Source organism: Desulfovibrio sp. TomC (assembly GCF_000801335.2).
Taxonomy (GTDB): domain Bacteria; phylum Desulfobacterota; class Desulfovibrionia; order Desulfovibrionales; family Desulfovibrionaceae; genus Solidesulfovibrio.
In genome coordinates this window covers 32589-56976 of the sequence record NZ_JSEH01000001.1, presented here as the reverse complement: position 1 = coordinate 56976, position 24388 = coordinate 32589, and the positions used below count along the sequence as shown (strand labels likewise).

Genomic DNA, 24388 nt, shown 5'->3' with positions numbered 1-24388 from the left:
ATTAGTAGGTCTCCACGCGGTAGTTGGGGGCTTCCTTGGTGATGATCACGTCGTGGACATGGCTCTCGCGCAGGCCGGCCGGCGAGATGCGCACGAACTGGGCCTTTTGCTGCAACTCTTCGACGGAGGCACAGCCGCAGTAGCCCATGCCCGAACGCAGGCCGCCGACGAGCTGGTACAGGCTCTCGGTGACCGGGCCTTTAAACGGCACCCGGCCGACAATGCCTTCTGGGACGAGCTTATTGGTCTTTTCTTGGAAGTAGCGGTCCGAGCTGCCGTCGCGCATGGCGTCGATGGAACCCATGCCCCGGTAGATCTTGTAGGTGCGGCCCTGGTACAAAATGGTCTCGCCGGGGCTTTCCTCGGTGCCGGCAAACAGACCGCCCATCATGACGGTATCGCCGCCCGAGGCAATGGCCTTGACGATGTCACCGGAGAACTTGACGCCGCCGTCGGCTACGATGCGCTTACCGGTCTCGCGGCAGGCCCGGGCCGCTTCCATGATGGCCGTGACCTGGGGCACACCCACGCCGGCAACCACCCGCGTCGTACAGATGGAGCCCGGCCCGATGCCGACTTTGACGGCGTCGGCTCCAGCGGCGATGAGCGCCTTGGCCCCGTCGTAGGTGCCGACGTTGCCGGCAATCAACTGGCAGTCGGGATAATCGACCTTGATGGCCCGGATGGAATCCAGGATATTTTTGGAATGGCCGTGGGCGGAATCAAGGACCAGGAAGTCCGCGCCCGCATCAAGCAGGGCCTGGACCCGCTCGCTACGGTCGCCGCCGACACCAATGGCCGCACCGACCCGCAACCGCCCCAGGCTGTCCTTGCAGGAATTGGGGTATTTGCGGATTTTTTCGATGTCCTTGATGGTAATGAGGCCGCGCAGCTTGTTGTTGTCGTCAACGACGAGCAGTTTTTCGATGCGGTTGGCGTGCAGGTGGTACTTGGCTTCCTCAAGGGTGGTGCCCACGGGAACGGTGACGAGGTTTTCACTCGTCATGACCTGCCCGACGGTTGTGACCGAGTCCTTGACGAAACGCACGTCGCGGTTGGTGACAATGCCGACCAGGGTGTCGCCGTCAACCACCGGCAGGCCGGAGATGCTGTATTCGCTCATAACCCGCAAGGCCTGTTCCACGGTCATGGCCGGGTCCACGGTGATGGGGGAAATGATCATGCCGGATTCGGACTTCTTGACCTTTTCCACTTCGAGGCGCTGCTGGGCAATGGACATGTTCTTGTGCACCACGCCCACCCCGCCGCTTCGGGCCAGCTGGATGGCCATGCGCGACTCGGTGACCGTGTCCATGGCGGCACTGACAAGGGGGATGTTGAGCTTGATGTCCGGGGTCAGCCACGAGGACACGTCGGCCTGATCGGGCAGCACTTCCGAATAGGCCGGCACAAGCAAAACATCGTCAAAAGTGAGGCCGAAATTAATGACTTTCTCCATATCGCAATCTCCGTCCGGGTTATGGGTCGGCCTAGTCCAGGCCGAGGTAGGCGGAACGCACCTTGGGATCGTCTAAGAGGTCGCCGGCCGGTCCCTCCAGGGTCACGCGGCCGGTTTCCAGGACATAGCCGCGATGGGCGATTTGCAGCGCCATCTGGGCATTCTGCTCCACAAGTAAGACCGTTACGCCGTCTTTGTTGATCTGCTCAATGATTTCGAAAATATTCTCCACCACCAAAGGAGCCAATCCCAGGGACGGCTCATCCAGCAGCAGGAGTTTGGGCCGGGCCAGAAGCGCCCGTCCGATGGCCAGCATCTGCTGCTCGCCGCCCGAGAGGGTCCCCCCCATCTGATTACGCCGCTCGCGCAGGACCGGGAAAAGGGTGTAGGAATGGTCCTCATCCGCGCGAATACCGGCCTTGTCTTTTCGCAGATACGCTCCCATGAGCAGGTTTTCCCGCACGGTGAGTCGGGGGAAAATCATGCGGCCTTCGGGTACCTGGGTAATGCCAAGGGACACGATGCGCTCAGTAGAAAGGTGCGTGGTTTCATCGCCAAGAAATTCCACCCTGCCCTGCCTGGGCTGGACCACCCCGGAAATGCTCATGAGCGTGGTGGTTTTGCCGGCGCCATTGGCTCCAATCAGGGTGACGATCTCGCCCTGGTTGATGTGCAGGGAGACGCCTTTGAGGGCCTGAATATTGCCGTAATAGGATTCAATGCCGGACAGTTTAAGCATGTGCCGCACCCTTGCCAAGGTAGGCCTCGATAACATCAGGGTTGGTCCGCACGTCCTGGGGGGAGCCGTCGGCAATCTTGACGCCGTGGTCAAGGACCACCAACCGCTTGCAGATACGCATGACGAGCTTCATGTCGTGTTCGATCAGCACAACAGTCACGCTGCGCCCGAGGATGGCGTGGATAAGATCGACCAGGGCTTCGGTCTCCCTGGGGTTCATGCCGGCGGCGGGCTCGTCGAGCAGCAGGAGCTTGGGGTCCGTGGCCAGCGCCCGGGCGATTTCCAGACGGCGCTGATCGCCATAGGACAGACTTGACGCCGCAGACAGAGCGGCTTGGCCAAGCCCCACGAAATCAAGGTTGTCCATGGCCGCGTCTATAATCCGCTGCTCTTCGGCCCGCTGGGACTTGGTCCGCAGGACCGCGCCAAAAAAATTGGCCGCGGTGCGGCAGTGGCGGGCGATGCGCACGTTGTCGAGCACGGTCAGCGAAGAAAAAAGCCGGATATTCTGAAACGTCCGGGCCACGCCCAGGGCAGTCATGCGTTCAGGCTTGTTGCCGGCCACGTTGCGCTCCCCGGTGTCGCCGGCAAAGAGGATGCGGCCGTCGGTCGGGGTGTAAATGCCGGCCACACAGTTAAACATCGTGGTCTTGCCTGCGCCGTTGGGACCAATAAGGCCGGTAATCGCCCCACGCTCCACGGCAAACGAGACGTCGCTTAAGGCCATGAGGCCGCCGAAGCGCTTGCTGACGCTGTCTACAGTAAGTATCGCATCCATATTACGCCGTCCGACGCGCATCCAGCCGGGCGCGCAGATCCTTTATCAGTTGGCTTTGCATGGTCGATTCCGCCACCTGGGTGAAAATGCCGTTGGGTCGGAAACGCATGATGAGCACCATGATCAGGCCATAGACCAGAAAGCGGGTTTCAGCCGGCAGTCCGAGCTTGGGCAGAATGACCCGCAGCACCTCGCCCAGAGCAATCAGGATGACCGAGCCGACCAAGGCCCCCTTGATGTTGCCCAGTCCGCCAAGCACCACCATGCAAAGGACCAGGAACGATTCCCAGAATTTGAACATATCCGGCGACAAAAACTGGGTCCAGCGGGCCAGGAAGGCTCCGGCCAGAGCGCCGATCCCGGTGGACACGGCAAAGGCAATGACCTTGTAGGCGAAAAGATTCACCCCGCAGGAGGCTGCGGCCATGGGGTCTTCCCGGATGGCCAGCCAGGCCCGGCCCAGACGTGAATCCTCCACCCGGCGCATGACCAGATAGACCAGGGACACCATGACCATGGCCAGATAATAGTATGGCATTTCGCCGCGAAAGACGTAGCGCCAGCGCTCGTCAATGCCCAAGAGCGCGGCCAGCCAGGTGACGTCCAGGGAGATGGGGGCGATGCCGGGGATGCCCAGCGGGCCCCGGGTCAACCAGATTTCATTGGTAAGAAAAAGCACCACCAGCTCGGAAAAACCGAAGGTGACAATGGCAAAATAGTCCCCCACCAGTCGAAGCGTGGGCGCGCCAAGAAGCATCCCGAAAAGCGCCCCGTTTATAACCGCCAAGGGGACGATCAGCCAAAAAGACATGTTGTATTGGACTGTGAGGAGTCCGGCCGTGTAGGCCCCGATGCCGTAGAAGCCGACGAACCCGAGATCGAGCAGGCCGCAGAATCCGGGGAGAATATTAAGCCCCATGGCCAGGACCATGTAAACCATGATCAGGACCAGGACGTGCAGGACATAGATATCCCGGAAAGGCATCAGGGGATAGGCCAGGGCCGCCGCCAGAAGCAGGTATTTCAGTGTGTTTGCAGCGCCGCGCATGTGTCTTCCGATCTGTTCGAGGCCGCCGGTCGAACCGGCCGCCGGTTGCTACGCCTTGTCCGTCACGGCCCGGCCGAGCAGGCCCGAGGGACGGAAGATGATGACCAGGATCATGACCGCGTAGGCCACCCCGTCGCGGTAGGGCGAGGAGATATAGCCCGCGCCGAGGGTCTCGGCGATGCCGAGCACCACGCCGCCAAGCATGGCCCCGGGCACTGAGCCGATGCCGCCGAGTACAGCGGCGGCAAAGGCCTTGACCCCGGCCAGATAGCCCATGGTGGGATACATGGTGTTGTAATACATGGACACCATGATGCCGGCCATGGCTCCCATGGCCGAACCCAGGGCAAAGGTGAAGGTGATGACCCGGTTGACGTTGATGCCCATAAGCGCGGCAGCCGTCTGGTTCTGGGCCAGGGCGCGCATGGCGGTGCCCACGCGGGTTTTGGTGATGATCAGGTTAAGCCCCACCATGAGGGCGACAGCCACGGCATAAATGATCACCTGCATCCAGGAGATGGTCACATCGGAAAAGGTCAGGGCCGGTTCATTGAAAAAGGCGGGAATGGCCTGTTTGGGAAAAGGCAGCGGCCGGCTGCCCCAGATGATCATGGCCAGGTTTTGCAAAAAGATGGACATGCCGATGGCGGTAATGAGCGCGGCCAATCGGGGGGCTTCGCGAAGCGGCCGGTAGGCGACGATGTCGAGCAGCACGCCGATGGCGGCGGCAGCCAGCATGGCCAACAGGACGGCAACAGGCAACGGCAGTCCCAGGGAAATAAACGACAGGGTCAGAAAAGCCCCAAGCATATAGATTTCGCCGTGAGCGAAATTGATAAGCTCAATGACGCCGTAAACCATGGTGTAACCCACGGCTATGAGTGCGTATATAAGGCCCAGAGTGAACCCATTAACGAGCTGTTGTTCGAGCAACGTCTGCTCCGAGGCGGTTTGACGTGAAGTGGTTGGGCTTTCAAGCGCGAACAGGCTGGAGGGTGTCCAGCCTGTTCGCGCTCGGTGTTCCGGTAACGGCCGCCTAGTTCATCTGCTTGGGGGCGGGGACGAACTTGCCGTCCTTGACCACTTTGACATAGGCGGGCTTCAAGCAGTCGCCGTTGGCGTCAAAGTAGTTCACGCCGGTGACGCCCTTATAGCCCTTTTCGGGGCTGCTCAGGCCGGCCAGATAGTCGCGGATCTTGGTCCGGTCGGCCCCGGCTTTGGCAATGGCTTCGGCCATGATGCCGGTAGCATCGTAGGCATTGGCGCTCATCCAGTCGACGTCGCGGTTATACTTGGCCTTGAAGGCGTCGATGAACTTTTTGGCGTCGGCGCCGGCAGTCTCGACCAGGAAGGGAGCAGTCAGGTAGGTGTTTTCCACCGCCGCGCCGCCAAGTTTGACGTAGTCGGCGTTGTCAAAGCCGTCAGCACCCATCTTGGGGATGTTGAGGCCGATCTTTTTGGACTGGTCGGCAATCAGCGCGCCTTCGGGATAGTAACCGGCAATGAACATGGCCTCGGGAGCCGCGCCCTTGATCTTGGTCAGCTGGGGCGTGTAGTCCTGATCACCCTTCTTGTAGGCTTCCTCGCCGACGATGGTCAGTCCCAGGGTCTTGGCTTCCTTGATAAAGGCGTCTTTCAGGCCGATGCCGTAGTCGTTGTTCTCGTAGAACACGGCGACCTTTTTAAGCCCCAGCACCTTGTCGGTGTAATCAGCCAGGAACTTGCCCTGGAAATCGTCGCGGTAGACGTTTCTAAACGACCAGGCCTTGCCGGCATCGTCCTTGCTTTTGGAAGAGATGGTGATGTTGGTGGCCGTGGGCGTGATGGCGGCGATGCCTTCGCGCACGTAGGCGGGCAGGCCGGCCAGGTGGGCCGAAGAGCACAGGTGGCCGACGATGCCGACAATATCGGGATCATTGACGATGGAGGAGGAAACCGTGGCGGCCTCACGGGGTTCGCACTGCTCATCGAGGTAGACGGCTTCGAGCTTCTTGCCGTTTATGCCGCCGGCGGCATTGATCTCTTCGAGCTTGAGCATGACGCCGGCCTTGACGTTTTCACCATACCCGGCAGCGCTGCCGGTAAACGGCGAAGGCACAGCAATCTTGATGGTGTCGGCAGCAGCAGCCGGGCCGGCGGCAAGGCCAAGGGCCAGGGCGGCAGCGAACAGGGTTGACCGGGTCAATTTCCTGCCAAACATCGAGTCTTCCTCCCGTTATGGTTGCAAGGGACTATCGGGGCACGGTTTCCGGGCGACGGCGTCGCCGACCCGGATTGGGTACGGTCGCGTTACGCGGCAACATTCACTAAAACGACATGAAAAGCAATCTCGCTTACGAACCCGGTTTCGCTTCAAGTTCGGTCTGGGCGGTCTTTCGGGTCTCAGGATCGGTTTTCGGCGAAGCAATGACGGCCGAAAGGGCTTCTTTGGCCTTTTGCGGGTCTCCCAGGGCATATTTGTACAAAAGTCCCAGATTAAACCGCGCCCGGTAATCCTCGGCATCCTTGGCCAGGATGGCCTCGAAGGCGGCCTTGGCCCCTTCCAGATCATTCATGTTATACCGGACTACGCCCAAAGCGTTAAGCACATCCGGATCGTCCGGGCGGACCTTGACCAATTTGTCCAAAAAGGCCTTGGCTCGTTCAAACGATCCCATGGACATGAAACGCTCGGCCATGGCCATTTGCAGGCCCGGATCATCCGGGTTTTCCTGCAATTTCTGCATCAGTTCCATCACTTCGCGCATGGGACCGTTCATGGCCGAATCCATGCCCTGGGGCATCCCGCCCTGCCCTTTTTTCTGCTGCACTTCAAGCGACGGACGTTCCATGCGGTAGATAAACGAGGCGGCAAAGATGATAACCAGGGAAAAGGCCAGAAAAGCAAGGACCATACGGCCCGAGGCGTTCGGGCCTTGGCTCTCTTTAGTTGTCGTCATTTAAAATCTCCAGGCGTTTGAGACGCCGTTCCAGACGCGTTTGGGAGGTTGCCAAAAAAGCCACGTAGCAGCCGATGCCCACCCAGACCAGGACGTTGGCCGCAAACAGATAGACTTCCTTCCCCATGACTTAATTCCTTGTGGAGCCGTGGCGCAAAAGGGCTGTGACAGCCGCGCCGGCGGCGAGTTGTTTGGTGCGGACAAGAAGCAAAGCCAGCCACAAAAGGCCCATGGCCACGAGGTTGGCCGCCATGGCCAGCCACATTTCGGGTTCCATGCCGCCGCCCTGGGAGCCAAGGACGGCCGGGTGGATGCTTCTCCAGTAGCGAGCCGAGATAAAGACCAAGGGCACATCAAGAAAGGCCACCACGCCAAGGACGGCCAGCACTGTGTCCTTGCGCTGTCCGCCGACGTCAGAGGCTCGCAGAAGCAGATAGGCTGCGTACACGAACCACATGACCAGGGTGGTGGTCAGCCGGGGGTCCCAGGTCCACCAGACGCCCCAGATGGGCTTGGCCCAGCACATGCCCGTGGCCAGGGCCAGACCGGACATCAAGACGCCGAGTTCGGCAGCCGCCCCGGCCAGTCGGGCATAGGCGTCCCGGCGTTTGGCCAGATAAAGGATGGAAGCGACAAACACGACAAAAAAACTCACGAGCGACCACCAAGCCATGGGCATGTGGGTATAAAAAATCTTCTGGACCTCGCCCATGGTCTGTTCCACCGGGGCGTAAAACCAGATGGCGTACTGGGCCAGGATCGAAAGGGCCACAGCGGCCAGGGCGCATATGCGGATCATGGGATGCCTATTCCTCGCCGGTATAAAGAAAGGGAAAAAGGACCAGGGCGGCAGCGGTGAATACGGCGTCAAACGCCACCACGGTTCCGGTCCAGGCCCCGACGGATTCCATTCCCCGTCCCGAGATCACCGTCTCCAGCAACCGGATGCCGGCCAAAAGGGCCGGGATGAGCAGCGGGAAAAGGATCACGGTCAAAAGCGATTCGCGCGATGAGCGGCCAACGGAAAGCGCGCCCAGAAGCGATCCCAGGGCGCACAGCCCCCAGTCCACAGCAGCCACAACGACAAGACCCATGCCAAAGGATCCGGCCACGGACTGGCCCAGGAAGGCCACGGCTGCCGGGGCGAATACCATCTGGCAGCAAAAAAGCAACACCCAGCCGGCAACCGCCTTGCCCAGCCACACGGCCTGGGTCGGCGCCGGCGACAAGAGCAAGCCCAGGCGCGCCCCTTCGGCCTCTTCCAGGCCATAGAGGAAATTGAACACGAGCACCTGACCAAAGGCCGTGGCCAGCCAAAAGATGGCGGCAGCAGCCAGCGGCGGCGACATCTCCCCGGGTTCGCGCGACAGGCTCATGATAAAGATGAGCAACAGTCCCAACAGCACGGTCTGGACCAGTCCCTGGGCTCCGGACAAGGCCAGACGCAGGTCCTTCCTGGCGATGGCCAAGGCCGCGCCTAACACGCGGTCTCCCCGGCCAGCCCCAAAACATCGAAATCACCGGCTGCGCCGTCATAGGCTACCCGGTGGCCGCGAAGGAGCAGCACCCGGTCGCACACCGGCAGATCGGCGACCACATTGTGGCTGACCCAGACCACCGAAGCCCCGGCATCGGCTGCTGCCCGAATCTCCCGGCGAAGCATTTCGGCCGATCCCGGATCAAGTCCCGAGGCCGGTTCGTCCAGCAGCAACAGGCGCGGTCCGGTCAGAAAGACCCGGGCCAGACTCAGGCGTTGGGACATGCCCCGGGAAAAGACCCCGGCTTCCTCGTCGGCAAACCGGGAGAGCCCCACCCGGGCCAGGACCGCCTCGATGGGGCCGTCGTCGCGGGGCAGGCCGAACATGGCCTGCCAAAAGGCCAGATTGGCCCGGGCCGTCAGTTTTGGGTAAATGAGCGTTTTGTGGCCGAGGTAGCCGATCTCTCCAGGGGCCAAGCCGGTTTCGATGTCACCCTCGCTTGGCGGCAAGAGCCCGGCCACCAGCCGCAGCAGGGTCGATTTGCCGGCGCCGTTGGGACCGACCACCAGCAGGGCCTGCCCAGGCAGCAAGGCCACGTCGATGTTTCGAAGGACCGCCCGTTCGCCGTAAAAACGGCTCACCCGGCGAAGCGTCAAGACTGCCTCGGCCATACCCCCGCCCTACTCTGCCTTGGCCCGCAGGCGGCGAAGACTCAGGAACGGAGCCAGACACATAAGGGTGCCGCCGATCCAGACCCAGTTGACCAGCGGATTGACGCTGACCTTGAGGCTGGCCGCCTTTTTGTCGGTGGAGCTTATGAGCGTGGCATAGAGTTCGTCGCCAAAGCTCGGGATGGTGGAGACTTCGGCAAAGGGCTGCTCAAAGCCGGTGTAGATGCGCCGTTCCGGAGTCAAAACGCCAACGGGCTTGCCGCTGCGGCTGACGTCGATGACGGCCCGGCTGATGGACACGGCTTCGTTTCGTTCCAGTTCGAGGTCCTTATAAGTCAGCGTAAAGCCGCCGATTTCCATGGTGCGCCCGGGCATGAGCACGGCTTCCTGGCTGAGCTGGTAGGGACCGGAAAAGGCGATGCCCAGGGTGACCAGGGCCAACCCAAGGTGGACACTGTATGCGCCCAGGGCACCGGCCCGGCTTCGGGCGTGGCGCTGGCGGAGGAAAACATAGGCCACCGTGGCCATGGCCGCGATGGAGGCGGCAGAGGCAAAAAGCGGCACAGGCAGGCGGATGCCCAGGCCGTAGAGGATGACGCCGCCGCCGACAAACGCGCCCACGGCCACGCCCAGACCGGCCTTGTCGCGCACGCCCTCGCTCCAGGACAGGAGCGGACAGAAGGCAACCAGCGCCGTAGCCAGGGCGAACAGCGGCAGGCACACCCGGTTGTAGAAGCCGGCATCCAGACCGACCGGATTGGCGCTCCACAGTTTGCTGATGACCGGCCACAGCGTGCCCAGGAATACGACGGCAGACAGGGCAAGCATGAGCCAGGCCAAAATGACCAGAAAGCCCGGCACGCTCATCAGCCCGGCCAGGGGCTTGACGCGATCAACAAAAAACGGCGCGCCGGCCACCAGTACGGCGGCCAGGATAACCAGGGAAAACAGCATGAACAGGAGCAGCGGTCCGCCAACGCCGCCCTCGCCAAAGGCGTGCAGCGATTCGACCACCCCGCTGCGCACAAGGTAGGTGCCCAGGATGCAGGAGACGAAGGTGACCACAGCCAGGGCCACATTGGTCTTGGCCAGGGCCTTGGTCCGGCGCTCGACAATGGAGGTGTGCAGAAAGGCCGTGCTCACCAACCACGGAATAAGCGAAGCGTTTTCCACCGGGTCCCAGGCCCAGTAGCCGCCCCAGCCCAGTTCCATGTAGGACCACCAGCCGCCAAGGATGATGCCGGCGGACAGGAAGATCCAGGACAGGATGGTGGTGTTGCGGGCGGCCACGGCAAACGACGCCTGCTCGCCCACCAGCCAGGCGGCCAAGGCCAGACAGGCCGGGATGGCAAATCCGGCATAGCCGAGGAAAAGCAGCGGCGGATGGAAGATCATGCCGGGATTTCGCAGCAACGGATTGAGTCCGCGGCCCTGGGGCACCGGTGGCACCGCCTCCAGAAACGGATTGGTGGGTCCGGTCAGAAGCAGAAGGAAAAAGGCTTCAATAGCCAGAAAAAACATCCAATAGGCGTGGCGGGTGGGGACGCTCAGGCTTTTGTAGGCCGGCGAGAGAGCGAAACACACGCCAAACAAGGCCAACACCAGCATCCAGAAGAGCAGCGACCCGGCCTGTCCGGCCCAGAAGGCCGTCAAAGCGTAAAACAGCGGCAGGAGCGTATCCGTGTATTCCGCCACATAGACGAAAGAAAAATCCCGACGCCACAGGGCCACAACCAGGATGGCCGAAGACAAAACCACGGCGGCTGTGGCCAACAGATGCCCTTTCTCGATAAGGGCCAGCCGTCCGTATTCCCGTCGCCACAAGCCGAACATCGCCGTAACAGATCCGGCAAGGCACAGCATCATGGCGGCAAGCAGGGAAAAATATGCCGTAACGTGCATCAGGACTCCTATGGTGCAGCCCAACCTTCACGCTACAATGCTTGTCTGTCAGCAATGCGTCGCAGCGAGTGCAAGGGGCTTCCTAACGGTTTCGTAGCAGTTGATTCAGGGTAGGGACGCCGCTTCTCTGTTGCACGGAAGCAACAGGTGGCACCGGTCGGCTAGGCTTTCCGACCAGAGCCAAACGCCCAGTATGGAACCGATGGATTAGCCGCGGTTTTCCTTCTGATACTTCGACGGGCACTTGGTCATAAGAGTACTCGCAGCGAACACGCCGGAGGCGGGATTGACCCCCCCTTCCACGATGACCTCGACGCCCGGCTTGAAGGTATCGGGAACCACGCCCCGGAAATCGACGCGGATGGTCTTGGTGACCTGATCCTTGTCGATGAGATTAAAACTGACGCCAAGGTCATCTTCGGGGCGGGCCAAGTCGGCCTCGGCCACGGTGCCAAACAGGCGGGCCTTGGAAAGCTCTTTGGGCGGCATGGCCAGAGCCTCGGACACATTGAGGAAATAGGAGGTATTCTCGCCAAGTCCCGAATACAACAAATAGCCGAGGCCACCGAGGAACAGGGCCAAAGCCACGAGATACATAGGGGTATTATTTTTTTTCGCCATGGCAAAACCCGATTCGGTTGAAGATTAGGTCGTGGGCGCGTCGTCCCGGGCACGCTGGCGCAGGAGGTCCTCGCGCCGGGTCCGGGCCAGTTCGCGCATGTCGGCGACCTGGTCGGTTTCGTCAATGATTTCTTTGCCCAAAATCTCTTCCAGGACATCTTCCAGGGTGATGACGCCGGAGACGCCCCCGTACTCGTCAAGCACTACGAAGAGATGCATACGCGATTCCAGAAATTTAACCAAGACCCGGTCCAGGGTCATGGTGTCCAAAACAAAGCGCACCGGTTTCATAAGATCGGACAGGCGCACGTCGTCATGGTCGTTGGCCAGGGTTTCGAGGACTTCGCGGCGATAGACGATGCCAACGATATTTTCCGGGTCGTCGGCGTCGTAGACCGGGATGCGGCTGTGGGGCCACACGCCTTTGCCCTGGGCGTGGGTCTCAGCCACGGTCATCTGGGCCGGCAGGGAAAACACCACCGTGCGCGGCGTCATGGCGTCGCTGGCGGCCTTGCGGTCCAGGGAGAGGATGTTTTTGATGGAAAGCTCTTCCAGCGGTTTTATGATGCCCTCGCGCCGGGTCAGGCTGACCACGGCCCGCAAATCCTCTTCCGACGACATGGGGTCCCGGCGTTTGCCGGCCACCAGTCTGGCCAGCAGCCCCCCGGCCCAGATGATGGGGAGCAAGGCCAGAATCATGTATTTCATTGGCGCAGCGATCAGCACAGACACCGGGCGGCAATAGGCGACCCCCACGGTTTTGGGCAAGATCTCGCCAAGGGCCAGGATCACTACGGTAAAGGCGGCAGTAAAAAGCCAGACGTCATCGGAACCGAAAACCGTGGAGGCGGCTGCGCCGGCCACGGCTGCCCCGGCGGTATTGGCGATGGTGTTGAGGGTCAGGATGGCGGTGATGGGCTTTTCGATATTGGAGCGCAGGCTATAGAGCAGCTCTCCGGAGGCCCGGCCATCCTTGCGCAGCCGTTCGATCCAGCTCCAGGGCACGGAGTACAGCGCCGCCTCGCTCATCGAACAAAACGCCGACAGGATGACCGCCAGAGCCACGGCAACGATCAAGGTCAGCATTGGCTATCGGCCCCTGAAAACAAAATGGACGGAGCCGGGCTCAGAGAAGCGAAAAAATTGTCGTCCGGGGAGGAAGGGGCTGGATCGTGTTCCATGGGAAAGGACAAGACTCCTCGTGGCCTTAGGCCGCGAAATACTGCTGTGGTTGTTTCTCTATACGGATTTTCAGACGCTTGTAAAGCGGCCAGGGGGCATCAATCCGACCCAGCCTTGGTGTCGTTTTTAAGCTTGAAGCCCCCGTGCAGGGGCGGAAGAATATAGCGCTCGGTAAATTCATCGATGACCAGATCAGGCTTTTCCCGCTCAATCAGGGCGGCGTCAAACAAGCGCAAATGCGATTCAGTCTGGGGTTTGAGCCAGACGTAAAGGGCTTTGTCAAAGGACTCGGCCATAAACGGCAAGAGTTCAAGCCAGAAGGAATCGTGAAAAATCACTGCATTGGGCAACTTGGCATTGCCGGTTACCGAGTATTGGGGAACTTCGAAATATTCCGGGTCCGTAGGCCCTTCATAGGTTGTGCCACGGGCTTTGTACCATTCCTTGTTAAAAAAGAGGATCCGGTCTTCCTTAAGATAATCGGAAAGCCCCATCATGAATGCGAGATCACCCGGCAACCAAGCATACTGTTCTACCTGGAATTGATTGTGGTCAAGAGGGGTAATGGCCGGAAAGTCGCGCACGAGATGATCCATAATGCGCCGGTAAGCGGCAAATGCGCCGTGCGCATTCCAATGGCTATCCGTCATGTAAAAGACTTTATCATTCTTTTTTTCTTCAACAAGAGCAGAAGTAACGTCAACGATATCGACATTTGTTCTGGATTGAACAGCCTTTACGAACTGGTCTCGGTGGCTGTACAGACGTTTTGGGCGCAAGGATTCGGGCAACATTTCCGGATACACGGAATTCTTGTTGGGCGTCAGTATGACCAGGTAGCGAATACCCCTGGCCTCAAGCCATTTCTGGCGGCGATCAAGCTCATTGACTAAGATATCCACTGAGACTGCCGGCAGATCGTCTGGGGAACGGGCATCTTCGATGACGTTGCGGAAGGCTCCATCCTGGGCCAGAAACAGCCAATGATCCTTGCCGGCCATCACCTTCGACGACGGCATGGTGGAGGCCAGGACAAAGATGTCCATGTAGCTGTTCCAGGTAATAAGCTGGCTACGCAGATTGTAGCGATGGTCGAGGTAGCCGTGCCGCAGGGAGTTAAACCAACGCCCCCAGGACGCCGGATTGGCGGTCACCTCCGGCAACGGCGACATATCCGATTCGGCCAGCATCCCCTTGGGGGCAAACTGGAGAACACGGTCAAGCGTCGGCAGGGCCAGCATGGTCAACATCAGGACGGCAGCCAGACACGAGATTGTACGACGAAAGAAAGTGAATCGGCTTTGCAAGGGAAACGTCCGGGGATCACGCTGAGTTGGGCCGGCCCCAGCCGGCATTGAGCGCGTCCGCATGAGTTAGGAGTTCGGCCAGGACGGACTGGCTCACCAGCCCGTCGATGCGTCTGCCGCGGCACCAGCGTTCCCGGATGTCCGAGGCGCTGATGTCGAGCCGCGGCACCGGCACGTAACGTATGTATCGGTCGGCCGGCAAGGTCCAGATCGTCGGATCAGTTGTGGGAGACGCTCCCATTGCCTCGGCGTGGTCGGCCAGAAAGGCGCAAAAATCGGCAAGGCCCTGCCCGGCCCGGGAATGAACGGCCAGATGCGCCAACTGCCCCAGGGCGAGGCCGTTTTTCCAGGAAGGCAGGCACATGAGATCGCCCATGCCGAGAATGAAACAAAACTGTTCCCCCGGACGACTGGCCATCAAAGCGGCCAGGGTGTCGCAGGTGTACGACGGTCCCGGGCGGTCGCCCTCCAGGGGGTTGACGGAGAACCCGGGCAGCCCGGCCACGGCGGCCCGGCACAAGGCTAGGCGCAAGGGAAAATCGAGCAAGGCCCCGCTGGCCTTATGCGGTGGCCTGGCGGCCGGCAGCAGCTCGACGCCGGCAAGCCCCAGAGCTTCGGCGACTTCAATGGCGGCGCGCACGTGGGCGATATGGACGGGATTAAACGTCCCGCCGAAAATGCCTGTCAAAGGCCCGGACATGCCCAGCAACACGCTGTCAGCCGCGCACTTGTCCCTGGCCGAGCACCACGAATTTGGCGCTGGTCAGTTCCACCAGTCCCATGGGACCGTAGGCATGGAGTTTGGAGGTGGAGATGCCGATCTCGGCTCCCAGGCCCAGTTCACCGCCGTCGTTAAAACGCGTGGAACAGTTGATGCCGACCATGGAGGCGTCGGCCCGGCGCAGAAAGTCCATGGCCCGGCCATGGTCCTCGGTGAGGATGACCTCGGTGTGGCCCGAACCATAGCGGTGGATGTGATCCAGGGCTTCTCCCATGGAATCCACCACTTTGACGGCCAAAATGAGATCGTGGAATTCATGGCCGAAATCTTCCGACGAAGCAGCGACAGCCCCCTCCCCCAGAAGCGGCAGGGCCCGCGGGCAGGCCCGCATGGCTACCCCGGCCCGGCGCAGGGCCTGCCCTACCCTTGGGAGAAACGTCGGGGCAGCGGCAACGTGGACGAGCAAACATTCCAAGGCGTTGCACACGCCCGGCCGTTGGGCCTTGGCATTGACGACCACGGTTTCGGCCTGCCCCTCGTTGGCTCCGGCGTCAACATAAGCGTGGCATACGCCCTTGTAATGCTTGAGCACCGGCATGGTGGCCTGGGAGACGACGGCCCGGATAAGCCCTTCGCCGCCGCGCGGGATCATGACGTCGATCAGTTCGTCAAGCTTGCACAAAGCAGCCACGGCAGCCCGGTCGGTTGTCGGCACAAGTTGGGCCGCATCCTCAGGCAGGCCGGCCTCGGCCAGGGCCTGACGCAGCAGCCCGGCCAGGGCCAGGTTGGAAGCCAGGGCTTCGGAACCGCCTTTCAAGATGACGGCGTTGCCGGCTTTGAGGCACAGAATGGACGCATCAATAGTCACGTTTGGCCGGGATTCGTAGATCATGCAGATAACGCCGAGCGGCACACGCATCCGCCCGACAAGCAGGCCATTGGGCCGGGGGCGCATGGACTCGATGGCGCCGACCGGATCAGGCAGGCCGATGACTTCCCGGCAGGCCTTGGCCATGGCGTCCATGACGGCCGGGGTCAGGGTCAGGCGGTCCAGACGCGGCGCATCGAGGCCGGCGGCCTGGGCCTTGGCAAGATCTGCGGCATTGGCGGCCAGCACTTCGTCCCGCCGGGTTTCCAACAGCCCGGCCAGGGCCGATAAAAAGGCGTCCTTGGCCGCACCAGAGGCGGCAGCCAGAGCCCGGGAGGCTTCCCTGGCCCGTCGGGCCATGCCCTCCATCTCGGCAGCAACGCTCATCGAAACCTCCAGAGGTATGCGCAACACAAAAAATTGCTGGTAGACCTTGCGGCCTGAAAAGTCAAAGCGTCAGGGCGGCCAGGGACACGCCCCGGACCAGATTGCCCGAGCGGGTACGCACTGTTGGATAGGCCGCCTGGACCACCGAGAACCCGGCCCGGCCAAGCAGGTCTCCCAGTTCATCCATGGTGAAATGATGGGCCTGATACAGCTCGACCGCGCCTTCGCGGACCACAAAACTGCCACATTCACCGGTTTCGGCCAGCCCGGTCTCGTAACGGGTCCGGTAATACGGCAGCTCCCAATTCTGCAAAAAATCCCCGAGGCACAACACCCGGGTCACGATGCGCCGGGCTTCCCGCAATACGGCCAGACGTTCGCCGGGAGTGGGTATGGTCGTCAGCACCGCTTGCAGGATGCCAGCGTCAAAGGCGGCATCGGCCACGGGCATGGCGGCCAAATCGGCCTGCACGACAGGAAATCCGGCGCAGGCCGCCAAGAGCAGACTTGGCGGATTGACGTCTGCCCCGACATGGCAACGGCCAAGACCGGCCTGGCGCAATGCGTTCAGGGTGCGGCCGGGCCCGCAGCCCAAATCGATGATCCGGTCGCCTGGCGCAAGAAAGGCCCGGACGGCAGGGGCCAGATCCAGCGTCGAGGGGACACAGGAAGCAGTTGTCCAGTACATACCGAGGTGCTAGCGCATCCGGCCGGTCAGGCCCAGTCGAAATTCCGGACATAACGTTTTTTGTCCAAAGCCCAGGACGGGAAGCTGCCGGGGCCGGAGGGGTCCCCGGGCCTTGGCAGCGAAAAAGGAAAATCCTGGCAAAATTCACCCTTTTTACTTGGGGATCAGTCAAAAGACTGCTAGGAGTCACAGCCAAAACAGACTCGCAACGGCATCCCCCGGCCGGGTGCGGCACGGTTCGCCCGAGCGCGTCTCCATACACGAGAGCAGGCCAATCATCATGAATCAGACGCCGGCACATGGGCTTTCACGACAGATCCCGGGAATCGTCCCGGCTACGGACATGGCCGTGGTGCGTATCCTCTTTGAAGAATATTCCAAGGGCCTGGGGTTTTCCCTGTGCTTCCAGAATTTTGACCAGGAATTGGCTGAACTGCCCGGTCGATATGCTCCGCCCATGGGCGGGCTGTGGCTGGCCTGGGTCGGCGACATGGCGGCCGGTTGCGTGGCCTTGCGCCCCCTGGAGAATGGTCTGTGCGAGATGAAACGACTCTACGTGCGCCCGGCCCATGCCGGCCACGGCCTGGGTCGGGCGCTGGCCGAAACCGCCGTGGCCGGCGCCAGGGAACGCGGTTTTTGCGCCATCCGCCTGGACACGCTGGAAACCATGACCGCTGCCAATGCCCTCTATAAGAAGCTGGGGTTTCACCGCATCGAGCCCTACTGCCTCACTCCGCTTGACGGCGCGCTGCATTACGAACTGCCTTTGTAAACTACCAGCGTCGGCAAAGGCTCTCGCGCCAGGGCGGGGCAACCAGTTCCGCCAGCCCTTCCCCGACCCGATCGACCGGGATGCGCTCCCCGGCCAGTTCCACATCGCGCATAAAGGCCAGGCGCAGTGGTTTGTCGGGCCGTTGCCCATCCCCGGCAAAGGCATTGTGCGGAGTCAGATGCAGCCAGGACCGCCCCGGGCGGTCGGAGGCCCAGACCGCCTCGGGCAAGAAGACCGCATTGGCCAATCGTGGCCCCAAAGCGGCAAAAAGGGCTTCGCATATGACCGGAAACGGTTCCTTGTAAAGCCGGCGGCCGGCCGAGGGAAGGGTCTCGTTGGTGACGCAGGCCACAGGACCGTCGGGAAGATCGACGTACGCTTCCTTGCGGGTGGCGTCAGCCTGGCGCACCCGGCCAATGCCCAAGGCGGACGCCAAGGAGTCGGCCCGCCTGGCCACATGCGGTTGGCACTCAAAGCCGATCAGGATCGGGGAGTCGTACCCGGCCCGGCGGGCCAGAAGATACTGTCCCACAAGCAAGATACCCGTTCCAGCGCCGATATCCAGGCCCAAAAAGGCCTCGGCGACCGGAAGCTTTCGCTCCAGCAAGGCAGCCAGGAGATGCACCGTCTTTGGCAGGTCAACGAGCATTTGCAAGGCAAAACCATGATGGAGCAGGAAACGTCGCAATTCGCTCTTGCCGGCCAACTGGGCGCAACCGCCCCGCCGCCGGACGAACTGCCCGGCAAGTTCGGTCAATCCTTCCAGGGAGACATCGGCGTCCAGTTGCTCGGAATGGACGTAGGCATAAAAATATTTGAGACAAAGACTGGCCAGAGCCTCCGGCGCGACAGGCGAACCCGGGCAGGCCAGGGTCTCAATGAGCAGAGGCAGCGATCCGGGGACCACCATCCCGGCCGGGACAACCAGCCCAGGGGGCGGTTTGCGCTCCAAGAGCTGCAAGGCTGCACACCGCAAGTTGTCGCTCGTCATGCATCCGCTTCACTAGAAGTAGTAAAGATTATCGTAGCAGTTAAACGTGTCGGTCAGACCATTCTGGTAGCATATCCGGGCTGAGTCGTCGATGAGGTAAATTTGATCCATGGGCACCGTGCGGCGCTGGCCTTTGACCAACATGTAGTAGACGCCCTTGTCGGCATCCACCACCAAAGGCGGTTCCGCATAAAATGTTTTTCCATCCATGGTCTGGACATAATAGGTATGCCGGCCACAGCCGAATTGCAGGCATACCAAGGCAAGCAACAGGCAAAGCATCAAGGCACGCATGACAACCTCCTGCGCCGCATTGGCGCGATTTATTTATATCGGAACTTCATGACCAGCATAATCCCGACCAGTATCAGGGTCACGGCATTGGCCGCCACAACCGGGGCGGAACCGACTGCAAGGCCGTGGATGAGCCACAGCGTGATGCCCACGACCATGAGGGCGTACATACCAAGTGAAATATCGCTGGTGGATCGGCTGCGCATGGTCTTTACGACCTGAGGCGCAAAGGCTGCCGTGGTGCACAGGCCAGCGGCAAAACCGATCCAATCGGACAACGCAGGCACAACAGACCTATTTGTGAACCGACTGCCGGGTCTCGCCGGCAGCGGACGGTTCAAAGGTCTGTGCGGCGGTGCGAAAATAGGCCGCCATGGCCTCTATGTCGCGAAAAGACTGGGAAAGTTCCACGGAAACCGGCAAATCGGCAACATTTTTTTCCACCAGCCGCATCCACTGGAGTTCCTTGTCAAGTTTGCCGGCCACGGTGCCAAGGCCTGTTTTGATCATGGCCGCAAGCTGGGTCAGGGCGCCGCTGCAACCAGGGTCCAACGTATCGTAGATATAGACCATGTCGCCGGCATTGAGCACCAGTTCCCAGCAGGCTGCAAGCGAGGCTCGAAGGGCCAGCACGTCCTTGACGCGCTCGCTATTCCCCTCCTTGGTCAGGGAGGTGTAATAATCCGCAACTTTGAGGAGGTGGTCGTAAATTTTGGCGCTTTGGCTGGCGTAATAGGCATTGAAGGTCTTGGTGTCGGCTTTGGCCGCCAGACCCGGTACCGTCGCGACAAGACAGAGGCCAACAACCAGGATGAAGGTCACAAGGCCTGTCGTTAGCCGCCCAGGACACTGCAATGAATGGACTGCCGCCTGACCGGTGCCCATGGCTCGTTTCGTTGCCTCGCGTCCAAGGCCCATCAGTCGCCTCCATACCCGCACTGGGCTCTGGGTGGACGTCCCAAAGGAGGGCGGCAATCGGGATCGTCCTGACCTTCATGAGGGCGTCGTCGCACCAGGGGGGTGAGACATTTCCTGGTCAGCCCCGCAGTCGGGTTAATTGCCCACCGCCGCGTCAAGGGGAGCCATGGCGGCTTTGGCCTGTAATCCCGTGATTTGGGCCGTGGTCAGGCGTTTGACGCTGGCGTCGCGCAGCTTGACGGCCCGATCCCGGACCTTGTCGGGCAAGGAGGAAGAAGCAGCGGCCAACGTCGCGTAATAATAGGCAAGTTCGTCGTTGACCGGCACGCCGGCGAAACCCCGGTTGTAGACGTCGGCCAAAACGAATCGGGCGTAGGCAAAGCCGGCATCGGAAGATTTGGTCAGCCAATTGAGGCCGAGACGATAATCCTGGGCCACGTGGCGGCCGTTTAAGTAGGCGATGCCGACATCGCATTGGGCAATGGGATCGCCATTTGCAGCCAGGGCCAATTGTCCCGAGGTAGGATCGGCGGCTTGTTCGAGCGGGAACTCCTGGGACTGGTCCGCTGCGGCCGCAACCGGCTGGATAAGAGCCGTCAGCGCCAGCCAAAACGCCAGGACGGCGACGACTCCGGGGCATCGCCACCCTATCCCGAAAATACGTATGGGCATGGGCGTCTCCTTGCAAAAGCGGCCGACCCCGTCCGGGGCCGGCCGCAGAGCGGCAGCTATTTTTTGAGCCAGCTCATCATCTCACGCAGCTTGGCGCCGACTTTTTCAATGGGGTGCTCGGCGTTGATGCGGCGCATGGACAGGAAGTGCGCCCGGCCGGACATGTTTTCCACAATGAAATCGCGGGCAAAAGTGCCGTCCTGGATCTCTTTGAGGATCTTGCGCATTTCGGCCCGGGTTTCGTCAGTGACGACCCGGGGACCGCTCACGTAATCGCCGTATTCAGCGGTGTCGCTGATGGAATAGCGCATCCGCGACAGACCGCCCTCGTACATGAGGTCCACGATGAGTTTGAGTTCATGGAGGCATTCGAAATAGGCGATCTCGGGCTGGTAGCCGGCCTCGCACAGGGTCTCGAAACCGGCCTTGACCAGTTCCGCCGCGCCGCCGCACAAAACGGCCTGCTCACCGAAGAGGTCGGTCTCGGTTTCTTCCTTGAAGGTGGTGGTCAACACGCCGCCCCGGGTGCCGCCCACGCCCTTGGCGTAGGCCAGGCCCATTTCCATGGCCTTGCCAGTGGCATTTTGATGCACGGCGATCAGGCAGGGAACGCCCGCGCCCTCTGTGTAAACCCGGCGGACCAGATGGCCCGGCCCCTTGGGGGCGATCATAGCCACGTCGACATTGGCCGGCGGCACAATCTGCTGGTAGTGGATGTTGAAGCCATGGGCGAAAAGAAGCATCTTGCCGGCAGTCAGGCTCGGCAGCACGTCTTTTTCGTAGACGGCCTTCTGATGCTGGTCCGGGACCAGAATCATGATGACGTCGGCCGCAGCGGCAGCCTCGGCCGCGCTCATGGGCGTAAATCCGTTTTCCTTGGCAAGCTCCCAGTTGGGGCCGCCGGGACGCTGGCCGATGACGACTTTGACGCCGGAATCCCGCAGGTTCTGGGCGTGGGCATGGCCCTGGCTGCCATAGCCGAGGATGGCCACGGTCTTGTCAGCCAAAAGGGAAAGGTCGGCGTCCTGGTCGTAATAGATTTTCATCATAGCTCCTTTATCGTGCCAGTATGTGGCACGCTCGATGTCTTTTACAGGCGGCGGAGAAGAAAACGCCGCTATTCCTGCATTCCACGCCGCATGGCCACTGCGCCGGTGCGGGCGGCTTCCTTGATGCCATAACGTTGCAAGAGGCTCACCAGGGCGTTAAGCTTGTCCTGGGTGCCAGTGACTTCGAGCACGAGTTCATCCGGGCTCACGTCCACCACCTTGCAGCGGAAGATATCGACGATGCGGAGCACCTCGGCCCGTTTGCTGCCTTCGGCGTCCACCCGCAGCAGCATCATCTCGCGCTCCACGGACTTCACATCCGTGAGGTCCACGACCTTAAGCGTGGTGACGAGCTTTCGCAGCTGCTTGACGATCTGTTCGATGATGGCCTCGTCGCCGACGGTGGTGATGGTCATCATGGACAGGCCTTCGGTCAGGGTCGGGGCGACATTGAGGGTTTCAATATTATAGCCGCGGCCGCTAAACAGGCCGGCCACCCTGGCCAGCACCCCGGGTTCGTTCTCAACGAGGATGGAAAGAATGTGGCGCATGGGGTGCTCCTAGACGAGGATCATTTCGGTTATGGACTTGCCGGCCGGGACCATAGGCGCGACATTTTCCTCGCGGTCCACCACGACATCCACAATGACCGGGCGCGGCAGGGCAAAGGCTTCGGCCAGCACCGATTCCACCTTGGCCGGATCGGTCACCCGGAAGCCGGCCGCGCCGTACGCCTCGGCCAGTTTGACGAAATCCGGGGCCACATCCAGGCAGGTGGCACAGTAGTTCTTCTTGTAGAAAAGCTCCTGCCACTGCCGGACCATACCGAGATAGCCGTTGTTTAGGATAACGATTTTGACCGGCAGATTGTAGCATACGGCCGTGGCCAGCTCCTGAATGCACATCTGGATGGAGCCGTCGCCAGCCACGTCAATGACCAGTCGGTCGGGACAGGCCATCTGGGCGCCGATGGCCGCCGGAAAACCGAAACCCATGGTGCCAAGGCCGCCGGAACTGATAAACGACCGGGGGCGATTAAAGGCATAGAACTGGGCCGCCCACATCTGGTTCTGGCCGACCTCGGTGGTGATGATGGCCTCGCCCTTGGTCAGCCGGGAAATGGTCTCGACCACGAACTGGGGCTTTATGACCGTGCCTTCCTGGTTGTACGACAGCGGTTTTTCCACTTTCCAGGCGGCCACCTTGCTGTTCCAGGCCTCGAGCCCGGCTGCTGGCTCCGCCTCCAGGGTCGGCTCCAGGGTCTGACGCAGAGCGGTCAGAAAGCTCTTGCAGTCGGCCACCACCGGGATGTCTACGGGCACGTTTTTCTGGATCGAGGTGGGGTCGATGTCGATGTGCACGATCTTGGCGTTCTTGGCGAACTCGCTGATCTTGCCGGTCACCCGGTCGTCGAAGCGGCTGCCAATGGCCAGAATCAGGTCGGCATTGCTGATGGCCATGTTGGCGGCATAGGTGCCGTGCATCCCGAGCATCCCGAGCCAGAGCGGGTCTTCGGCCGGAAAGCAGCCAAGGGCCATGAGAGTGGCCGTGACTGGCATATTAAACGAGCGGGCCAGCCACGCCAAATCGGCGCTGGCCTCGGAGGCGATGACGCCGCCGCCGGCGTAAATAATGGGTTTCTTGGCCCGACGCACCACAGCCGCTACCTTGGCCACCTGCTTGGGATTGGGGGCATAGGTGGGATTGTAGCTGCGCATCTTGATGGTTTTCGGGTACTTGTATTCCGTAAGCTGGGTCTGGACATCTTTTGGCAAGTCGATCAGCACCGGACCGGGCCGACCCGTGGAAGCGAGGTAGAAGGCCTCTTTAATGACTCGGGACAGATCGCGCACATCTTTGACCAAGTAATTATGCTTGGTGCACGAGCGCGTAATGCCGACGATGTCCACTTCCTGAAAGGCGTCGTTGCCGATAAGCGGCGTCGGCACCTGTCCGGTGATGATGACGACCGGCACGGAATCCATATAGGCCGTGGCAATGCCGGTTACGGTATTGGTCGCTCCGGGGCCCGAGGTCACCAGGCATACGCCTACCTTGCCCGTGGCCCGGGCGTAACCATCCGCAGCGTGGATGGCGCCCTGTTCATGGCGTACCAGCACATGGCGCAGGGGGTAGTTCGGCAACTGGTCGTAAATGTCTATGACCGCACCGCCTGGAAAGCCGAAAACGACTTCCACGCCTTCGCGGCGCAGGGATTCCAGGAGGATTTGGGCCCCGGTGAGTTCCATGTTATTGGTCCTCCGCCTTGCGATATTTCATCAGAAGATTCTCGATGCGAGTCTTGCCGGACAGCTTCTTTTTCTTGATCTCCTTAAGCTCCGTGTCTTCAGCGGGAGTCAGGAAAGGCTTCGACTCCATCTTGTCCAAAATCTTCTCAAACGCGACATGCTCTTCATAGAGGCTTTTGAGTTCCGGGTCCGCTTCACCGTACTTGGCGACGAGATCCAGATCGCGTTGATCCATGGCACAGACTCCTTGTTGACGGTTCTAGTCTCAACCCATCATGGCCACTGCGGACCAGTCGGGTTCGGACTCTGCTTCTATACGAATCGTTTTCTTCCGGGATTTTTCCCCGGATACAATGCGCACCTGCCGGGATTTGAGTCCCAGGCAGACCGCCAGAAAATCCGTCAGGGCGGCATTGGCCTGGCCTTCCACGGCTTTGGCCCGAAGCCGTATCCGCAGCCGGTCTTCGACCAATCCAGCCAGGGCATCCTTGGCCCCGCCCGGGGTCACCGCCACCCGCAACGTCCAGGCTCCGGGGCCGGTGGCGAGGACGAAAATCGGCAACGTCCCGTCCGGCTGTACGCCTTGGCCCGCCTGCTCCTGGCCGCTGGCCCGGTTGCCTGCCCGCCCTGCCTCTTTCCGTGCCATTCGGCCCAC

At 61.1% G+C, this 24388-nt stretch carries 29 protein-coding genes; 1 reads left to right on the top strand and 28 read right to left on the bottom strand.

Features of this window, described 5'->3' with window-relative positions; translation table 11 throughout:
• Position 1: 1 nt before the first annotated feature.
• The 18 genes from guaB to NY78_RS00255 all read right to left on the bottom strand — a co-directional run bounded on the left by guaB (position 2) and on the right by NY78_RS00255 (position 16788).
• Entirely contained in the window at positions 2-1459 is a 1458-nt protein-coding gene (gene guaB, locus NY78_RS00335; RefSeq protein WP_043630389.1) for an IMP dehydrogenase, read from the bottom strand.
• Between the two features lie 31 nt (positions 1460-1490).
• Positions 1491-2198: an ABC transporter ATP-binding protein gene (locus NY78_RS00330; protein ID WP_043630386.1), complete on the bottom strand. Its 708-nt coding sequence runs from the start codon at positions 2196-2198 to the stop codon at positions 1491-1493.
• The gene (locus NY78_RS00325; protein WP_043630384.1) at positions 2191-2976 is read right to left on the bottom strand and encodes an ABC transporter ATP-binding protein; all 786 of its coding nucleotides are present in this window, start codon (positions 2974-2976) and stop codon (positions 2191-2193) included. The genes NY78_RS00330 and NY78_RS00325 overlap by 8 nt, the downstream gene beginning before the upstream one ends.
• Before the next feature lies 1 nt (position 2977).
• Positions 2978-4024 carry a branched-chain amino acid ABC transporter permease gene (locus tag NY78_RS00320; RefSeq protein ID WP_043630382.1) on the bottom strand — a complete coding sequence of 349 codons (1047 nt, stop codon included), beginning with the start codon at positions 4022-4024 and terminating at the stop codon, positions 2978-2980.
• A 48-nt stretch (positions 4025-4072) separates the two neighbouring features.
• The gene (locus tag NY78_RS00315) at positions 4073-4957 is read right to left on the bottom strand and encodes a branched-chain amino acid ABC transporter permease (RefSeq protein ID WP_043630379.1); all 885 of its coding nucleotides are present in this window, start codon (positions 4955-4957) and stop codon (positions 4073-4075) included.
• Positions 4958-5060: 103 nt separating this feature from the next.
• Complete coding sequence (locus tag NY78_RS00310) at positions 5061-6224, bottom strand: ABC transporter substrate-binding protein (RefSeq protein ID WP_043630377.1); 1164 nt, start codon at positions 6222-6224, stop codon at positions 5061-5063.
• A 133-nt stretch (positions 6225-6357) separates the two neighbouring features.
• Entirely contained in the window at positions 6358-6963 is a 606-nt protein-coding gene (locus tag NY78_RS00305) for a tetratricopeptide repeat protein (RefSeq protein ID WP_043630375.1), read from the bottom strand.
• Positions 6950-7090: a CcmD family protein gene (locus tag NY78_RS23395; RefSeq protein ID WP_082139832.1), complete on the bottom strand. Its 141-nt coding sequence runs from the start codon at positions 7088-7090 to the stop codon at positions 6950-6952. Before NY78_RS23395 ends, NY78_RS00305 begins: the two co-directional genes overlap by 14 nt.
• A gap of 3 nt (positions 7091-7093) precedes the next feature.
• Positions 7094-7762 carry a cytochrome c biogenesis protein gene (locus NY78_RS00300; protein WP_043630374.1) on the bottom strand — a complete coding sequence of 223 codons (669 nt, stop codon included), beginning with the start codon at positions 7760-7762 and terminating at the stop codon, positions 7094-7096.
• A gap of 7 nt (positions 7763-7769) precedes the next feature.
• Complete coding sequence (locus NY78_RS00295; RefSeq protein ID WP_043630371.1) at positions 7770-8447, bottom strand: heme exporter protein CcmB; 678 nt, start codon at positions 8445-8447, stop codon at positions 7770-7772.
• Positions 8441-9112: a heme ABC exporter ATP-binding protein CcmA gene (gene ccmA / locus NY78_RS00290; protein WP_043630369.1), complete on the bottom strand. Its 672-nt coding sequence runs from the start codon at positions 9110-9112 to the stop codon at positions 8441-8443. Before ccmA ends, NY78_RS00295 begins: the two co-directional genes overlap by 7 nt.
• Before the next feature lie 9 nt (positions 9113-9121).
• On the bottom strand, positions 9122-11014 hold the full coding sequence (locus NY78_RS00285) for a heme lyase CcmF/NrfE family subunit (protein ID WP_043630367.1): 1893 nt from the start codon (positions 11012-11014) through the stop codon (positions 9122-9124).
• A gap of 207 nt (positions 11015-11221) precedes the next feature.
• Positions 11222-11635: a cytochrome c maturation protein CcmE gene (locus tag NY78_RS00280; RefSeq protein WP_043630365.1), complete on the bottom strand. Its 414-nt coding sequence runs from the start codon at positions 11633-11635 to the stop codon at positions 11222-11224.
• A 24-nt stretch (positions 11636-11659) separates the two neighbouring features.
• The gene (locus NY78_RS00275; RefSeq protein WP_043630364.1) at positions 11660-12721 is read right to left on the bottom strand and encodes a hemolysin family protein; all 1062 of its coding nucleotides are present in this window, start codon (positions 12719-12721) and stop codon (positions 11660-11662) included.
• A 194-nt stretch (positions 12722-12915) separates the two neighbouring features.
• A complete protein-coding gene (locus tag NY78_RS00270) occupies positions 12916-14067 on the bottom strand; it encodes an alginate O-acetyltransferase AlgX-related protein (RefSeq protein ID WP_231583659.1) in 1152 nt (383 codons plus the stop codon).
• Between the two features lie 73 nt (positions 14068-14140).
• On the bottom strand, positions 14141-14824 hold the full coding sequence (gene nadD / locus NY78_RS00265; protein ID WP_043630359.1) for a nicotinate (nicotinamide) nucleotide adenylyltransferase: 684 nt from the start codon (positions 14822-14824) through the stop codon (positions 14141-14143).
• Positions 14825-14840: 16 nt separating this feature from the next.
• A complete protein-coding gene (locus NY78_RS00260) occupies positions 14841-16100 on the bottom strand; it encodes a glutamate-5-semialdehyde dehydrogenase (protein ID WP_043630356.1) in 1260 nt (419 codons plus the stop codon).
• A 61-nt stretch (positions 16101-16161) separates the two neighbouring features.
• On the bottom strand, positions 16162-16788 hold the full coding sequence (locus tag NY78_RS00255) for a class I SAM-dependent methyltransferase (protein WP_043630355.1): 627 nt from the start codon (positions 16786-16788) through the stop codon (positions 16162-16164).
• Positions 16789-17068: 280 nt separating this feature from the next.
• On the opposite strand from NY78_RS00255, the gene NY78_RS00250 reads away from it, so the two are divergent.
• Positions 17069-17560: a GNAT family N-acetyltransferase gene (locus NY78_RS00250; RefSeq protein WP_043630352.1), complete on the top strand. Its 492-nt coding sequence runs from the start codon at positions 17069-17071 to the stop codon at positions 17558-17560.
• Position 17561: 1 nt separating this feature from the next.
• Here NY78_RS00250 and NY78_RS00245 read toward each other — a convergent pair whose 3' ends face one another.
• The 10 genes from NY78_RS00245 to NY78_RS00200 all read right to left on the bottom strand — a co-directional run bounded on the left by NY78_RS00245 (position 17562) and on the right by NY78_RS00200 (position 24379).
• The gene (locus tag NY78_RS00245) at positions 17562-18551 is read right to left on the bottom strand and encodes a class I SAM-dependent methyltransferase (RefSeq protein WP_043630350.1); all 990 of its coding nucleotides are present in this window, start codon (positions 18549-18551) and stop codon (positions 17562-17564) included.
• A 12-nt stretch (positions 18552-18563) separates the two neighbouring features.
• A complete protein-coding gene (locus NY78_RS00240; protein ID WP_043630348.1) occupies positions 18564-18845 on the bottom strand; it encodes a hypothetical protein in 282 nt (93 codons plus the stop codon).
• A gap of 29 nt (positions 18846-18874) precedes the next feature.
• Positions 18875-19132, bottom strand: coding sequence for a SemiSWEET transporter (locus NY78_RS00235; protein WP_043630345.1), 258 nt, complete (start codon positions 19130-19132; stop codon positions 18875-18877).
• Positions 19133-19139: 7 nt separating this feature from the next.
• Positions 19140-19667, bottom strand: coding sequence for a hypothetical protein (locus NY78_RS00230; RefSeq protein ID WP_231583657.1), 528 nt, complete (start codon positions 19665-19667; stop codon positions 19140-19142).
• A 231-nt stretch (positions 19668-19898) separates the two neighbouring features.
• Positions 19899-20435 (bottom strand): SEL1-like repeat protein, encoded by a 537-nt coding sequence (locus NY78_RS00225; protein ID WP_043630343.1) that lies wholly within the window; start codon positions 20433-20435, stop codon positions 19899-19901.
• A 56-nt stretch (positions 20436-20491) separates the two neighbouring features.
• Entirely contained in the window at positions 20492-21520 is a 1029-nt protein-coding gene (gene ilvC / locus NY78_RS00220; RefSeq protein ID WP_331428898.1) for a ketol-acid reductoisomerase, read from the bottom strand.
• Between the two features lie 32 nt (positions 21521-21552).
• Positions 21553-22035 (bottom strand): acetolactate synthase small subunit, encoded by a 483-nt coding sequence (gene ilvN, locus NY78_RS00215; protein ID WP_043630335.1) that lies wholly within the window; start codon positions 22033-22035, stop codon positions 21553-21555.
• 9 nt (positions 22036-22044) lie between these two features.
• Positions 22045-23733 carry a biosynthetic-type acetolactate synthase large subunit gene (gene ilvB / locus NY78_RS00210; RefSeq protein WP_043630333.1) on the bottom strand — a complete coding sequence of 563 codons (1689 nt, stop codon included), beginning with the start codon at positions 23731-23733 and terminating at the stop codon, positions 22045-22047.
• A gap of 1 nt (position 23734) precedes the next feature.
• Positions 23735-23968 (bottom strand): DUF465 domain-containing protein, encoded by a 234-nt coding sequence (locus tag NY78_RS00205; RefSeq protein WP_043630331.1) that lies wholly within the window; start codon positions 23966-23968, stop codon positions 23735-23737.
• Positions 23969-23998: 30 nt separating this feature from the next.
• Positions 23999-24379: a DUF167 domain-containing protein gene (locus NY78_RS00200; protein WP_053062099.1), complete on the bottom strand. Its 381-nt coding sequence runs from the start codon at positions 24377-24379 to the stop codon at positions 23999-24001.
• Positions 24380-24388: the final 9 nt, after the last annotated feature.